Genomic DNA, 13,635 nt, shown 5'->3' with positions numbered 1-13,635 from the left:
TCCCTCCCCCTTGTGGGGAGGGATCAAGGGTGGGGGTCTTGCACAATCAGTCTTCTTCCGACCTCAATCGCCCGGCCATGACAAAGGTCAGCGCCAGGAGCGGGATCAGCCCGGCAAAGGCCATGCGCACGCCGAAGCTTTCGGCGACGCCGCCGATCAGCACCGGGGCGCCGAGATTGACGATCTGGAAGATCAGCGTCGTCGCCGCCACGTTCTGGCTGGCCGGACGATCGCCCAACCGTGCAGCCGCTGACAGCATGAGCGGATAGAGCACGCAGATGCCCACGCCGAGACCGAGAAAGCCCAGAAGCGCCAGCCACGCTTGAGGCGCGAGGACAATGACGAGCATGCTTGTCATGGCCAGGGCAGAGAGGCTGCGCGCCACAAGCACCGGGCCGAAGCGGTCGATATAGCGATCGGCGAGGAGCCGGCCGGTGGTCATGGCCACCAGCAGTGCCGGCAAAGCCAGCGACTCGATAAAGGGAGCGACGTCAAAACTGTCGCGCAGGAGGATGATCGACCAGGCGCGCGCTGCGCCCTCGGTCAGGCCGGCCCCGAGCCCGAAAGCGACGAGACCCATGGTCGCCCAGGTGGGCCAGGCGAGCTTTTTCGCCGTGCCGTCGGCATGGGCGCGCGGCGGCATGGCCGGCATGGGCAGGACGACGACGAAGATCAGCGCAATCAGGATCGGCGCGAGACCCCAGAGGTGGATGGCGGGCGAGACATGAAGCCCGCGCAGGGCGGCGCCGAGCAGGGCGGTCAACAGGAAGCCAAGGCTCCAGGCGCCGTGGCAGGTGTTCATCACCCGCGCGCCGCTTGCCGCCTCGACCCGGTCGGCCTCGACATTCATGGCGATATTGGTGAGCGAAAAGCCTATCCCGTTGACGGCCAGCAGCACGAACAGTGCCAGTGGATGGAGCAGGACGCTGGCCAGAGCTGCGGTCACGACGACGCCGGGCAGGAGCACCAGGATCATAAGGCGCGGCCCGAAGCGCTCGATGATGGCGCTCGAAAACAGGAACATGGACAGCGCGCCAAGCGGCTGGCCCATGAGCACCAGACCCAGTTGCGCATCGGAAAGGCCGATCAGCTCCTGGAGGTCGGGAATGCGGGTGTGGATGGCGCCGGCGGCCAGGGCATGGGTGAAAAACAGCGCGACAATGCGCCAATGAGTGGAGAGCATGGCGGGGTAACTTAGGTCCGGGTGCGGCGCCGGGCCAGGCGCATACGCGGCTCGGCAAGGCCGGCAAAGGGCAGTTCGGCCGAGAACAGCGCACCGGCCATGGGCACGTCGCCCGATTTGGGCGGCATGGAGGTGATGAAGACGGTCCTCAAATCCGGCCCGCCAAAGCAGAGATTGGTGGGATTGGGCACCGGCACGACGATTTCGGCGTCAATCTTGCCCTCGGGCGTCAGCCGCAGGATTTTTCCGGCATCGGTCGCCGCGATCCAGTAGCAGCCATCCGCATCCATCGCGGCGCCATCGGGACGGCCGGGAAGATCGGCGCAGAAGACCTGCCGATTGCTCGGCGTGCCGGTTTCGGGATCGAAATCCATGCGCCAGATGGTGCGCACGGAGGGGTGGGAATCGGAAAGGTACATCCGCCGCCCGTCGGGGCTCCAGGCGAGGCCGTTCTGGATAAGGAGGCCGTCGACGATCGGCCGGGCGCTGCCGTCGCCGTCGAGGCGGTGGAGCACGCCCACGGGACGGGCGGGATCGGGCGGCATCAGCATGGTGCCCGACCAGAAGCGCCCCTGCCGGTCCACCGCGCCGTCGTTGAAGCGCATCGAATTGCCGGCCGACAGGACATCGGCGATGGGGCCAAGGCGCGCCGTGCCGTCGACGTCGAGGGTGACCTCGGCAAAGCCGCGCTCGGTCGCGGCGACAAGCGTACCCGCTTCGGTGAGTGCAATGGCGCCGATCATCATGGGTGCAGTCCAGCGCTCGACCTGGCCATCGGCGTTGAGACGCTGGATCAGGCCCCTCGGGATATCGACCCAGTAGAGGGCGGCGTTTGCCGCATCCCAGACCGGGCATTCTCCGGTTTGATTACCCGCCGGCACCAGTGGTTCGGCCCTCAGGGAAAAAACACTCACGCGACCGGTCCCGGATCCATCAGCACATGGATGCGGTCGGCGCCCATGCGGGCAAGCTTGAGCATCAGTGCCTTGCGCCGGGCTGGGGCGAGCGGGGTGTCGGGACTGTCGCGGAGGATGGCCCCGTCATGGCCGTCGGCGACGATCAGGCCCTCGCTTTCGGGAAAGATTTCCGCATCGAGCTCGGGCGGCTTGGCGAAAAAGAAGCGGTCAGAAAACTCACGGTATTCGGGCCATTTGCGATCGACCTGGAAATCGATGAGGCTCGACTTGATCTCGATGATCCAGATTTCGCCCTTGGGGCCGACCGCCATGACATCGGCGCGGCGGCCATTGGCCAGCGGCACTTCGGCATAGCAGGACATGTCGTGACGCTCGCGCAGCATGCGCATGACCCCGCGCTGGACGCGCAGGGCCGTAGCCGACTGGCGGAGGTCGACGATAGGTGGCAGGTCAGCCATTGGGTCCCAGAGGTTCGGCGGGCATTCCCGGAGGAGTGTCCACCTTTTTGGTGCCGAGCGCAAAGCTCGACGCCCAGAGACCCGCCAAGAGCAAGGGCAGGCAGATGAGGTAGGAGGCGCGGATGTGGATATATTCGGCCACGAAGCCCAGCAGGGGCGGCGCGAGGAAGAAGACCACGAAGCTCACCTGCCCCAGGGCGGCGACATTGACCGCCGCCGGCCTGTCGGTGCGCTGCGCGGCGGCCGAAACCGCCAGCGGATAGACCGCCGAGCAGCCCGCGCCCATCAGGGCAAAGCCGAGGAGGGCCAGCGCGGGATGGGGCGCAACGCCGACCGCCAGGGCGCCGAGGCTGGCAAAGCTCAGCATGACCATGGCGACATTGCGCGGCCCATAGCGGGAAACGATGGGATCGGCCGAAAGGCGCATCACCGCCATGAAAAAGGCAAAGAGCGTGAGGCCCATGCCGCCCACAAAGGGTTCGACGGCGAAGACGTCGCGCATATAGATGGCCGACCAGTCGATGCCGGCGCCCTCGACGAGGAAGGCGGCAAAGCCGATGAGGCAGAGCGGCAGGAGCCCCAAATTGGGGAAGGCGAAGTGGTGGCCTGAGGCCTCGCCCGCCGCCTGGGGCTTTTTCGGCGCATTGGTGGCGCCATAGATGAGCCAGCCGCCGATCACGACGACGATCAGCGCCACCGCACCCATATGCAGGCCCGCCGACACGCCGGACTGGCGGATCATGGCGCCGAAAAGGGCGGTGACGAAGAAGCCGACGCTCCAGAAGCCATGGGCGCGGTTCATGTAGCGCTTGCCGGACTGGGCTTCGAGGCGATCGATCTCGACATTGAGATTGATCTCCAGGGCCCCGGCCAGGAGTCCCACGATGAACAGCACGGCGAACATGGCCGGCGCCACCGGCAGCCAGGGAATGGTGGCAAAAAGGATGGCCGGCCCCAGCGTGGTGAAAAAGGCGGTGGTGCGGAAGCCGAGCTTTTCGACGATGGGCGCGCCCACGGTCAGCGCGATCAGCGAGCCGATGGCCATGCCGATCATGGTGAGCCCGAGCTGCCCCTCGGTGAGGCCGAAATGGGTCTGGATATCGGGCAGGCGCGCCATCAGCGCGCCGGTGGTCACGGCGAAAAAGAAGAAGCAGGCATAGATGCGATGCTGCGGTTCGATCCTCATGGCGTCACCTCGCGCAGCACGGGCTTGGGACCCAGCACATGGGCGGTGGCAAGGCCGAGCAGCACCAGCGGGAAGCCGACGCCGAACACCCACTGAATGCCGAAATGCTCGCCGATATAGCCAAGGAGTGGCGGCCCGAGGAGGAAAGCGGTGAAGGAGAACTGCGCCAGGGCGGCGACGTTGATGGCGGCGGGCCGATCGGTCTGCTGCGCGGCGGCCGACATGGCCAGCGGGAACAGCGCCGAGGAGCCGACGCCGATCAGCGCGAAACCGAGATAGGCGACCCAGGCGGCAGGGGCGAAGAAGGCGGCGAGCACGCCGGCACCCAGAACGGTCAGCAGCACGCGGGCCACGAGAACCGGGCTGAAACGCTCGACGAAGCTGTCGGCAAAGAAGCGGGCGACACCCTGCGAACCGGCCACGGTGGCGACGGCAAGACCGGCCCAGAAGGGCTCGGCGCCGAAGATGTTGCGCATGTAGATGGCCGACCAGTCAATGCCTGCGCCCTCCATCAGCATGGCCGAAAGGCAGACGGCGACCAGCGCCATGATGGTGGTGGTGGGGCGGGCAAAACGCGGCGCCTCTTCGGCGCTGGTGTCATGGCGATGCGGCGCCGGCTGGAACTGTCCGAGCACAAGCAGGGTCGCGAGGATGACCACCGGGATCATCAGCATGAGGTGGAAATGCACTTCGAGCCCTGATTGGGCGACAAAGGAGCCGACCATGCCGGCGGCAAAGAAGCCGAGGCTCCAGAAGGCGTGCGCGCGGCTCATGATGCGGCGGCCGATCTGGTGTTCGACCCGGTCGGCCTCGACATTGATGATGATCTCGATGCAGCCGATGGTAAGGCCCACGGGCAGGAGCAGCAGGAAGAAGGCGAGCGGCGACTGCGCCCAACTGGCCAGCGCATAGAGCGCGGAAAGCAGCGGGATGGCGACGAGCAGGACGCGGCGATACCCGACGGCCTCGACGAAGCGGCCGGCAAAGGTCAGCGAAATCAGCGTACCGACGGCCGAGCCGATCAGCGCCAGGCCCAGCGCACCTTCGCCCACACCCATGGCCTCCTGAATATCGGGGAGGCGGGGGAAGATGGATCCCATGCAGAAGGAATAAACGAAGAATGCCCCGAAGACCTTGATCTGGGGCGGCAGCGCAAGGCCAAATCGCATTTTTGGAAAGTGCTCAAATCAGATCGATGGGCCGCAAGCTAGGCGATTTCAGCAGCGCTGAGAATAGGCCGGAGCATTTTGTAGAACGGTTTATTGCAACGATTGCATGACGGTCACACGGGCCTCGGGTACGACATGATCGTCCCGCAGCACATGCGTGCCGCCCGTGATGTCGCGGATGATCTCGAACCGGCGATAGACCCCGCCTGTGCGGTTCTCGTGCGCGGTGCGCGGCAGGCCGTTGCGACCACGCCGGTCGGGGCCGAAATAGCTTGCGGTTTCGTAATAGACCAGCGGCTGGCCTACTTGGCGGGCGAGCCGCTCCTCCACCCGCGCCTGGGTGAAGGGCATGGTGATGATATCGTCGAACCCCATATTGAGGCAGGCGCCGATGGTTTCGGCGGAAGGGCTCTCGGCAAAATAGACGAGCGGGGAAAAACGCAGCCGCCGCACCGTGGAAAAGCGCACGGCATCGGCAATGCCGCGCAGGCTCCGCAGATCGTCGGTCGCGGCGAAGAGGAAAAAGCACAGCGGGGTCGCAAGTATCTGTTGCCCGGCCGCGGCCATGGACGAGAGCGGCGCGACCCCGGCAAAGCCGATGCCCCGTGCCAGATCGAACAAAGCCGCCCGAGGACCGCTATCGGGCCCCACGATGTAAGCAAATGCCTGCATGGAGCGTCGCCCATTTTTCACGCCGGCAGCAAGAGTGCGCCCGAGGCGCTAATACAGTGCTAAGGCCCGTTTCACTGGCCCTCGGGGGCCGCCTCGCCCCGGAAGAGCGCACTGTGCTTGCGCATCAGCGCGGCGATGCGGTCGGTCACCATGCGCACGGCAGGGAGGTGGCGCTCCTCGTGGTGGCAGACCAGCCATTGCTCGGTTTCGAGTTCGGGCACGGGCGCGGCCATGCGGTGGACGCGCGGATCGCTGTCGCCCACGAAACAGGGAAAAACCGAAATGCCGGCCCCGGCCGCCACCAGTTCGAGGACGCTCATGGCGTCATTGCCGCGGGTAGCGATGCGATCGCCATGGCGGGCATGGAGCCAGCGCGCCGAATGGGTCTGTCCACCCTCCCCGGCCACGCCGACAAAATAGCCCGCGGCAACGCCGTTGATTAGCTCGGGCCGGGCATAAAGGGCATAGGCAACCTTGCCGATCAGCCGGCCGGCAAGGAAAGGCTCGGTGGGACGCTGGTTGCGGAGGCCGATATCGGCATGGCGCCGGCCGATATCGACCTTCTGGCTGGCGGTCACGAGTTCAAGCGCGAAGCGGTCGGCGGCGGTCCAGATATCGGCGATATGACGCGCAAGGAAAGCCGAGGTCCAGGGGCCGGCTGACACACGCACCACGCGCTCACCGATGGCGCCGTCCTTCCAGCGCTTGAGGGACAGCATGGCCGCCTCGACCTCTTCGGCGCGCAAGAGCAGTTCCTCACCGGAGGGGGTCAGACGATAACCGGTTTGACTGCGCACGAAGAGCGGCTCGCCGACCTGGTGTTCCAGCGCGGTAACGCGCCGGCCGAGCGTGGCTGCCGAAAGGCCGGTCGTCGTGGTCGCGGCACTCAGCCCACCCAGCCGCGCGACATCAAGAAACAGTCTGAGGTCGTCCCAGGAGAAATCCATTTTGCATTTCTGAAAAGCGTATTGCGTTCCTGAATATAGCGCAAACCGCCAGAAATGCGCAATTGTCTCCGCAGCGATCCGCGGACATGCGGATCGATATCGCAGCACACATCTGGTTTTGAAACGCGGCACCCACCGTGCCGTGACCGGATCCGGCTGCGCCCAATTTCAGAGGAGACGAAGAATGTTCGAACCCCTTAGCCGCCGGCTGCATGCCTGGCATATGCGCAACGTCACCCGCCGCAAGCTGTCCATGCTGGACGATCGGCTGCTCGGCGACATGGGCATCGAGCGCAGCCATATCGGCGACTTCGTTGCCCGCCTCGATGCGGAGGGGGCACGCAAATGGCACTGACACGCAGGCTTGGCCGTACCGGCCGGATGGTGGCGCCGATCGGGCTCGGATGCTGGGCGATCGGCGGTCATTTCACCCTCGACGGGCGCAATGACGGCTGGGGCGAGGTGGACGATGCCCAATCGATCCGCGCGATCGAGGTCGGCCTCGATCTCGGCGCCACGCTGATCGACAGCGCCGATGCCTATGGCACGGGACACAGCGAGGAAATCATCGGCCTTGCCATAAAGGGCCGGCGCGACTCTGTAATCATCGCCACCAAGTTCGGCTTTACCTATGACGCAGGACAGCGGGCGGTGCTCGGCGTCGATGTCAGCCCTTCTTACATCGACCGGGCCAATGCCCAGTCGCTGAAGCGGCTCGGCATCGAGCGCATCGACCTTTACCAGATCCATCCGGGCGGCCTCACGGAAGCCGAGGCGGACGCGGCAGGTGCGGCGCTGGAAAAGCTGGCGGAAGCCGGGCGGATCGGCCACTGGGGCTGGAGCACCGACGACGCCGGGGCGGCCCGACGCATGCTGAAGTTCCCGCATTTCGCTGCGGTGCAGCAGGAGCTCAACGTGATGCATGATGGACCCGACATGCTCGATCTCTGCGCCGAGGCGGGCCTTGCCAGCCTCAACCGTTCGCCGCTGGCCATGGGCCTGTTGTCGGGCAAGTTCGGCCCGCAGACGCGCTTTGGCGCCGGCGACGTACGCGGAGCCGGGCATAGCTGGGTCAAGCACTTCGAGGGCGGCGTTCCGACCCCGCAGGTGCTGGCGCGGCTGGCGGCGCTGCGCGACCTGCTGACCAGCGGCGGTCGCACGCCGGCTCAAGGTGCGCTGGGCTGGATCCTGGCCCGTTCGCCGCACACGTTCCCGATCCCGGGTTTCAAGACGGAAGCCCAGGTGCGGGACAATCTGGGCGCGCTGGAAAAGGGTCCGTTGCCTGCGGCCGTGATGGCCGAGATCGACGCCGTGCTGCGGACCGACCTGCAGCTCGCCTGAGCCCATATCCAAGGAGAATATGCATGAAGACCAATCAATTGGGACGCTTCGGCACGGTCAGCCGGCTGACCCTGGGCGGCGGTGGCATCGGCCAGGTCTGGGGCCCGACCTCGGAGGAGGAAGCCGTGGCCACGCTGCGCGCCGCAGTCGATGGCGGAATTACGCTGATCGATGCGGCGCCCGGCTACCAGATCTGCGAGGCGATGATCGGCGAGGCCTTTGCCGGGCGCCTGCCCAGTGGCGTGCGGGTCACCACCAAGTATAGCCTGGGCACGGTGGCGATGGAGGATGTCTATTTCCGCCTGCGGGCATCGCTGGCCGCCAGCCTTGCCGCCATGCGGCTCGAGCGGGTGGACATGATGCTGCTCCACAGCGAAATCCGGCCCGACGATTTCGAATATCCGCCGGGCGAGCCGCCCAAGAACGAGCGCTCGACAGCCCTTTCGCTTTATCGGGACGCAGTACGCCCGGCCTTTGCCCGGCTGGTGGCCGAGGGACTGATCGGCGACTGGGGTATTACCGGCATCAATCATGCAGCGGCGACCATCGATGCGCTGTCCGAGGGGCCGGTGCCTGCCGCCGTGCAGGCCATTGCCAACCTGCTCGACAGTCCGGGCGCCATGAACGGTACCGGCCTTGCGCCACGGCCCCGCGACGTCATCGCCGCCGCGCGGCGCGCCGGAGTGGGGGTCATGGGGGTGCGGGCCGTGCAGGCGGGCGCCTTGACCGAGAGCTTCGATCGACCCGACACCCACGGACCGGACCGCGACGACTATGCCAGGGCCGAAGCGTTCCGGGCGCTCTGCCGGGGCTGGGGCGAAGACCCGGCCCTTGTCGCCCACCGCTATGCGCTGGGGATCAAGGGGGTCGATACGCTGGTGCTGGGGGTGAAGAACCGCGCCGAGCTGTCGGTGGCGCTCAAGGCCGAAGCGGCGGGGCCGCTGGAGGCAGAGCAACTCGCGGCCATCGAGAGCCTGCATCTGCGCTAGGGCACACTCACACACCCACCGGCTGTCATCCCGGCCCTGAGCCGGGATCCATCCTGATATCTCAGGATGGGCCCCGGCTTTCGCCGGGGTGACAACCAGTTTTGGAGTGACTTAAGAGGTTATCCCCTCAATGAAAAAGGCCGCCCGGACAACCGGGCGGCCTTCTCGTCTCGGGAGGAGAAGCGGAACTTACTTTTCCGCGATGCAGACCGAGGTGACGCCCCGGTTCTGGAAGCCGAGGGCAGCCGCTGCGCCCTTGGAAAGGTCGATGATGCGCTTGCCGTGGAATGGCCCGCGATCGTTGATGGTGACCTCCACCGTCTTACCGGTGTTCTGGTCGGTGACTTCAACCTTGGTGCCGAAAGGAAGAGTCCGGTGCGCCGCGGTCATGGCATCCTGGTTGAAGACCTCGCCGGAGGCGGCAACCTTGCCGTTGAACCCGGGACCGTACCAGGAGGCGCCACCACACTGCGCATATGCTGCAGAGGACGACAGGAGAAGAGCTGCAACAGATGCGGCGGCGAGAACGGCTTTCTTAGTCAATGGTCTTGGAACTCACTGAAGTTTTCGATGACCGATTGAATAGGGGCGAGCGGGGCCCTGAATGGGGCAGTTTCCGACCCGTGCGACGTCCGGCCTCAGCCTGATGCACGTATGCCACAGGTTTGCCGCCCGTCGGCGAGACGACCGGGCGTTCAGATTTCATCAATCCTAGAAACCGAATCTCCCGCAACGGGGGTTTCCATCACCATGTCGACGATTTTTCGCGATAAGCGGGAACCGATTTGCGCCCTGTGACGTTTGGGTCACGGTTCCGTCAAACCGCACCCAACAACACCCAAATGGGTGGGCGGAGGCGGGAAATGCGCCCCCTGAGGTCGCCACCGATGCCGCTTTTGGGCGGGAATGTGGCAGATTGGGCCAGTTTCAGGCACGAAAAAGGGCGATGACTGATGTCACCGCCCAGTTGGTCAGGGAGAAAACAGGGTGCCGCGGGATCAGCCCTGCGGCTGAGGGACAATGCGCAGGTAGGACTTGAGTTCCTTCCAGCCCTCCGGATATTTCGCCTTGGCTGCCTCGTTGCTCACGGCCGGCACGATGATCACGTCCTCGCCCTGCTTCCAGTTCACCGGTGTCGCCACCTGGTGCTTGGCCGTCAGCTGCAGGCTGTCGATGACGCGCAGGATCTCGTCAAAGTTGCGCCCGGTCGAGGCCGGGTATTCGATCTTGAGCTTCACCTTCTTGTCCGGACCGATGACGAAGAGTGAACGCACCGTCAGCGTGTTGTCGGCATTGGGGTGAATCATGTCGTACTGGCGAGCGACCTCACCCTTGGTATCGGCCAGCAGCGGGAAATTAAGGGCCGAGCCCTGGGTCTCCTCGATGTCGCGGGCCCAGCCTGCGTGATCCTCGAGCTTGTCGACCGAAAGGCCCAGAACCTTGACGCCGCGCTTGGCGAATTCGTCCTTGAGCTTTGCGGTGTAGCCCAGCTCGGTGGTGCAGACCGGGGTGAAATTCTTGGGGTGGCTGAACAGCACCGCCCAGGAGCCTTCGATGAAATCGTGGAAGTGAATGGTGCCCTCGGTGGATTCGAGGGTGAAATCGGGGGCGGTATCGCCGATCAGGATTGCCATGGCCTTCTCCTTGTTCCCGCGCGCGGGCGGGTGCATCGTCTTGTTGTCAAAGAGAATATCGTACTCAAGCCTGCCGGTTGAAGCGGCCTCATGCGGAACGCTTTTGCCTTGTTGGGCAGAAGCGCGCCAAGCCGTTCCCCCGGGCGCGGCGCCGGTGCAATGGGCGGCCTATTGCACCATGACCGAGCCCTCTACGGGCTGCGGCGTAGCGGGCGCGCCATTGGTCCAGGTGACCTCCTCGCCATAGAGCGGCACGACCGACAGGCTCATCTTGCCCGAGCCCTGCTGCACCTGGCGGGCATGGGCGAGATAGACGAGAGAATTGTTGGCGGCGTCGTAGATGCGGGTGACGCGCAGGGACTTCCAGATCAGCGATCGGCCCTGCTGGAAGATCTCCTCGCCACCGCCACGCATGTTGATGTCGCCCACAGTGATGGGGCCGACCGCTGAGCAGTCGAGCGCCGAATAGGACGGGTCCTCGAACCAGTTGCCCTGGCTGATGCGATCGATGAAGGAGCGGTTGAAGAAGGAGAGGTGGCACACCACGCCCTCGACATCGGGATCGGCCACCGCTTCGATGGAAATGTCGTTGCCGGTCCAGTCGACCCCGACATTGGCCACCTCGCTGCGATTGCCGCAGGCGGCCAGCGACACGGCGGCGACGGCGAGCACGGCGAAACGGGCGATGGGATGCATGGTGTCCTCCGAAATGACAGGAGGAAGATGGGGGAGCGGCGTGTCATTCACAAGACCCGCACATAAAATCCGGACGTCATTCCCGCGAAAGCGGGAACCCCTGTTTCTCCCTTTCGCATCGCCAACGGAGGTTCCCGCTTTCGCGGGAATGACCCGGTGTTTTGGATACGCCGGAGCGATCTCTACCGCCCTACCCTTTGATCCATCACCCGCTCCAACCAGCGCACCAGCAGGGAGAGCGAGATGGTCATGGTGAGGTAAAGGAAGGCCACGACATTGTAGGTCTCGAAAAAGAGGAAGCTCGAGGAGGCGGAGAGTTTGCCCAATTGGGTGATGTCCTGGACGCCCAGGGCCGAGACCAGCGCCGAATCCTTGACCATGGAGACGAAGTCATTGCCTAGCGGCGGCAGGATGGTGCGCAGCGCCTGGGGGAAGATGATGTGGCGAAAGCAATGCCAGCGCGACAGCCCCAGCGAGCGCGCCGCCTCGATCTGTCCGCGGCCGACCGCCTCGATGCCGGCACGGAAGATTTCGGCGATGAAGGCCGAATAGCAGACGGTGAGCGCGAAAATTGCGCGCCAGACGAAATCGAAGCCGCGCACGGTGGCCGGCTCGATCCAGCCCCAGCCGATAAACGGCGCCATCACCCAGTTGAAGCCGGCCACCATGGCCGGAGCGGCAACAAAGGCGATGTAGAAGAGGAACACCAGGATCGGAATGCCGCGCAGGATTTCGACATAGAAGGTGGCGATCTCGCGCAGCACGCGAACGTTCGAGGTGCGCGCCAGCGCCACCAGAAGCCCCAATATGGTGGCGGCGAAAAACGCGACCATGGTCACCCAGAGCGTCGTCACCACGCCGGCCGAAAGCATGCGGAAAATGCCCGCATAGGTCTCGTTGGTGGTGATGGCCCAGAGGCCGACGACGAACAGCAGCAGGATGGCCAGCAGCCAATAGGGCAGGCGGGCAAACAGCGATGGTCGGCGGGGGCGGTAGGTCATGGGGGAGGGTGTGTACCGCTCAACGGCTTTTGGCCAGTGGAAAGTCTGTCACCCCACCCTCAGTCCCTCCCCATCAAGGGGAGGGAGGCGCTGGGCGAGGTGCCGGTGTTCATCGTCTCCCTCCCCCCCTGTGGGGAGGGATCAAGGGTGGGGGTTCGGTGAAGCTTACTCAGCTGCGTAGTCGAAGAACCAGTAGTTGATGCGTTCGTCGAGCCAGCCGTCGGCACGCATGCTGTCGAGGGCGGCGTTGAACGGTTCGACCAGATCAGAGCCGGGGGTGAGGATGAAGCCGAGCGGATCGGACTTGATGCTCTCGCCCACCTGCTTGAAGGCGCCCGGATCAGCGCCGATATAGCCGGTCGCGGCGGCCTGGTCGGCGATGACGGCATCGACGTCGCCGGCCTTGACCGCCTGCACCGCGGCGCCGAAGCTGTCGAAGGTCTTGACCCGCGGATTGGCCTCGTCGCCATCGAGCACGTCATAGATGGCGGTGTAGAAGGACGAGGTGCCGGCCTGGGCGCCGAACAGCAGATCGGTGTTTTCGGCAAAGCTTTCGGGGCCGGTGATCCGCTCTTCATCGGCGCGGACCAGGAAATACTGCTCGACGGTGATGAAGGGATCGGTGAAATCGATCTGCTCTTCGCGCTCGGCGGTGATGGTGATGCCATCGGCGCCGATGTCGAACTGGCCGGTGCGCACGCTTTCGATCATCACGTCCCAGGCGGTGAGATCCCATTCCACCGTCGCATTGAGGCGCTTGGCGACCTCGTTGATGACGTCATATTCCAACCCGATACCCTGTCCGTCCGGGCCGGCGAAATTGAGCGGATAATAGGCGTTCTCGGTCACCGCATGGATGGTGCGGCCCTGGAGGTCGGGCAGGTCCTGCGCGGCGACCGGCAGGGCAGCGACAGCCAGCGCGACGCCGGCAAGCAGAGCGGATTTCATGGTCATGGTCTTGACGTCTCCCGGTATTGTCCCCGGGAGACTAGACCAATCCGGTCAGGTTTGGGAATGGGGCAGACGACTAGGCGTCCAGCACGTCGGCGCCGGGGCCCCTGGTCTTGAGCGACTCGATGGCATTCCTGGCACTGGCCTTGGAGGCATAGGTTTCGGTGCGGGCCATCGTCTCGCCATTGCCGGCGACGAAGCGCACGAAATGCTGCCCGTCCTTGCTCTCGACGATCTCGAAGCGATAGCCCGAACCGGTTTCGCCCTTGCCCAGATCGACGGTGGCCGCGCCGGGAGCATTTTTCTTGAGCGACTCGATGCCGGCCTTGGCGCTGGATTTCTGCTTGTAGTTTTCGGACCAGAAAATCTTCTCGGAATTGTAGGAGAAGTCGAACTTGAACTGGTCGCCCGATGCTGCAGTGATATTGAACTTGTGAGCCATGACGCTGGCCTCCCAAAGGTTAAGTCTGCGAGGCCAAGATTAGCGCAAT

The 13,635-nt window shown here is 64.8% G+C and carries 16 protein-coding genes; 3 read left to right on the top strand and 13 right to left on the bottom strand.

The genetic code is table 11. The features are described 5' to 3' along the window. Positions 1-46: 46 nt before the first annotated feature. From JEQ47_RS14310 to JEQ47_RS14280, 7 genes are all read right to left on the bottom strand, one after another. The gene (locus tag JEQ47_RS14310; protein ID WP_198877116.1) at positions 47-1,183 is read right to left on the bottom strand and encodes an MFS transporter; all 1,137 of its coding nucleotides are present in this window, start codon (positions 1,181-1,183) and stop codon (positions 47-49) included. Between the two features lie 11 nt (positions 1,184-1,194). Next, a complete protein-coding gene (locus tag JEQ47_RS14305; protein ID WP_198877115.1) occupies positions 1,195-2,097 on the bottom strand; it encodes an SMP-30/gluconolactonase/LRE family protein in 903 nt (300 codons plus the stop codon). Next, positions 2,094-2,558 carry an MmcB family DNA repair protein gene (locus JEQ47_RS14300; protein WP_198877114.1) on the bottom strand — a complete coding sequence of 155 codons (465 nt, stop codon included), beginning with the start codon at positions 2,556-2,558 and terminating at the stop codon, positions 2,094-2,096. The genes JEQ47_RS14305 and JEQ47_RS14300 overlap by 4 nt, the downstream gene beginning before the upstream one ends. Further along, positions 2,551-3,744, bottom strand: a complete 1,194-nt coding sequence (locus tag JEQ47_RS14295) for an MFS transporter (RefSeq protein WP_198877113.1) — start codon at positions 3,742-3,744, stop codon at positions 2,551-2,553. Before JEQ47_RS14295 ends, JEQ47_RS14300 begins: the two co-directional genes overlap by 8 nt. Beyond that, the gene (locus JEQ47_RS14290) at positions 3,741-4,913 is read right to left on the bottom strand and encodes an MFS transporter (RefSeq protein ID WP_198877112.1); all 1,173 of its coding nucleotides are present in this window, start codon (positions 4,911-4,913) and stop codon (positions 3,741-3,743) included. Before JEQ47_RS14290 ends, JEQ47_RS14295 begins: the two co-directional genes overlap by 4 nt. A gap of 90 nt (positions 4,914-5,003) precedes the next feature. Further along, a complete protein-coding gene (locus JEQ47_RS14285) occupies positions 5,004-5,585 on the bottom strand; it encodes a hypothetical protein (RefSeq protein ID WP_198877111.1) in 582 nt (193 codons plus the stop codon). A gap of 71 nt (positions 5,586-5,656) precedes the next feature. Further along, a complete protein-coding gene (locus JEQ47_RS14280) occupies positions 5,657-6,532 on the bottom strand; it encodes a LysR family transcriptional regulator (RefSeq protein ID WP_198877110.1) in 876 nt (291 codons plus the stop codon). A 184-nt stretch (positions 6,533-6,716) separates the two neighbouring features. Here JEQ47_RS14280 and JEQ47_RS14275 point away from each other — a divergent pair, with 184 nt between their 5' ends. Genes JEQ47_RS14275 through JEQ47_RS14265 form a run of 3 tightly spaced genes read left to right on the top strand, consistent with a single transcriptional unit; the run spans position 6,717 to position 8,862 of the window. Then, positions 6,717-6,887, top strand: coding sequence for a YjiS-like domain-containing protein (locus JEQ47_RS14275; RefSeq protein WP_198877109.1), 171 nt, complete (start codon positions 6,717-6,719; stop codon positions 6,885-6,887). Then, positions 6,878-7,873, top strand: a complete 996-nt coding sequence (locus JEQ47_RS14270) for an aldo/keto reductase (RefSeq protein WP_198877108.1) — start codon at positions 6,878-6,880, stop codon at positions 7,871-7,873. The genes JEQ47_RS14275 and JEQ47_RS14270 overlap by 10 nt, the downstream gene beginning before the upstream one ends. A gap of 23 nt (positions 7,874-7,896) precedes the next feature. After that, a complete protein-coding gene (locus JEQ47_RS14265; protein ID WP_198877107.1) occupies positions 7,897-8,862 on the top strand; it encodes an aldo/keto reductase in 966 nt (321 codons plus the stop codon). Positions 8,863-9,051: 189 nt separating this feature from the next. On the opposite strand, the gene JEQ47_RS14260 is transcribed toward JEQ47_RS14265, so the two are convergent. The 6 genes from JEQ47_RS14260 to JEQ47_RS21180 form a co-directional block, all read right to left on the bottom strand. Further along, positions 9,052-9,405: a septal ring lytic transglycosylase RlpA family protein gene (locus JEQ47_RS14260; RefSeq protein WP_198877106.1), complete on the bottom strand. Its 354-nt coding sequence runs from the start codon at positions 9,403-9,405 to the stop codon at positions 9,052-9,054. A gap of 455 nt (positions 9,406-9,860) precedes the next feature. Then, a complete protein-coding gene (locus JEQ47_RS14255; RefSeq protein ID WP_198877105.1) occupies positions 9,861-10,496 on the bottom strand; it encodes a peroxiredoxin in 636 nt (211 codons plus the stop codon). Between the two features lie 168 nt (positions 10,497-10,664). Next, entirely contained in the window at positions 10,665-11,192 is a 528-nt protein-coding gene (locus JEQ47_RS14250; protein ID WP_198877104.1) for a CreA family protein, read from the bottom strand. Between the two features lie 182 nt (positions 11,193-11,374). Continuing rightward, a complete protein-coding gene (locus tag JEQ47_RS14245) occupies positions 11,375-12,193 on the bottom strand; it encodes an amino acid ABC transporter permease (protein ID WP_198877103.1) in 819 nt (272 codons plus the stop codon). A gap of 165 nt (positions 12,194-12,358) precedes the next feature. Continuing rightward, on the bottom strand, positions 12,359-13,147 hold the full coding sequence (locus JEQ47_RS14240) for a substrate-binding periplasmic protein (protein ID WP_198877102.1): 789 nt from the start codon (positions 13,145-13,147) through the stop codon (positions 12,359-12,361). Between the two features lie 73 nt (positions 13,148-13,220). Continuing rightward, complete coding sequence (locus tag JEQ47_RS21180; protein ID WP_198877101.1) at positions 13,221-13,586, bottom strand: YegP family protein; 366 nt, start codon at positions 13,584-13,586, stop codon at positions 13,221-13,223. Positions 13,587-13,635: the final 49 nt, after the last annotated feature.

This window comes from Devosia sediminis, from assembly GCF_016411825.1.
Classification (GTDB): Bacteria; Pseudomonadota; Alphaproteobacteria; order Rhizobiales; family Devosiaceae; genus Devosia; species Devosia sediminis.
This window is presented reverse-complemented; position numbering and strand designations above follow the sequence as displayed.

Excerpts from the sequence above, each read along its gene's own strand:
- JEQ47_RS14245 (WP_198877103.1), bottom strand. The coding sequence starts at position 12,193 with ATGACCTACCGCCCCCGCCGACCATCGCTGTTTGCCCGCCTGCCCTAT.
- JEQ47_RS21180 (WP_198877101.1), bottom strand. The coding sequence starts at position 13,586 with ATGGCTCACAAGTTCAATATCACTGCAGCATCGGGCGACCAGTTCAAG.
- JEQ47_RS14270 (WP_198877108.1), top strand. The coding sequence starts at position 6,878 with ATGGCACTGACACGCAGGCTTGGCCGTACCGGCCGGATGGTGGCGCCG.
- JEQ47_RS14300 (WP_198877114.1), bottom strand. The coding sequence starts at position 2,558 with ATGGCTGACCTGCCACCTATCGTCGACCTCCGCCAGTCGGCTACGGCC.
- JEQ47_RS14265 (WP_198877107.1), top strand. The coding sequence starts at position 7,897 with ATGAAGACCAATCAATTGGGACGCTTCGGCACGGTCAGCCGGCTGACC.
- JEQ47_RS14280 (WP_198877110.1), bottom strand. The coding sequence starts at position 6,532 with ATGGATTTCTCCTGGGACGACCTCAGACTGTTTCTTGATGTCGCGCGG.
- JEQ47_RS14255 (WP_198877105.1), bottom strand. The coding sequence starts at position 10,496 with ATGGCAATCCTGATCGGCGATACCGCCCCCGATTTCACCCTCGAATCC.
- JEQ47_RS14240 (WP_198877102.1), bottom strand. The coding sequence starts at position 13,147 with ATGACCATGAAATCCGCTCTGCTTGCCGGCGTCGCGCTGGCTGTCGCT.
- JEQ47_RS14295 (WP_198877113.1), bottom strand. The coding sequence starts at position 3,744 with ATGAGGATCGAACCGCAGCATCGCATCTATGCCTGCTTCTTCTTTTTC.
- JEQ47_RS14290 (WP_198877112.1), bottom strand. The coding sequence starts at position 4,913 with ATGCGATTTGGCCTTGCGCTGCCGCCCCAGATCAAGGTCTTCGGGGCA.
- JEQ47_RS14250 (WP_198877104.1), bottom strand. The coding sequence starts at position 11,192 with ATGCATCCCATCGCCCGTTTCGCCGTGCTCGCCGTCGCCGCCGTGTCG.
- JEQ47_RS14275 (WP_198877109.1), top strand. The coding sequence starts at position 6,717 with ATGTTCGAACCCCTTAGCCGCCGGCTGCATGCCTGGCATATGCGCAAC.
- JEQ47_RS14285 (WP_198877111.1), bottom strand. The coding sequence starts at position 5,585 with ATGCAGGCATTTGCTTACATCGTGGGGCCCGATAGCGGTCCTCGGGCG.
- JEQ47_RS14310 (WP_198877116.1), bottom strand. The coding sequence starts at position 1,183 with ATGCTCTCCACTCATTGGCGCATTGTCGCGCTGTTTTTCACCCATGCC.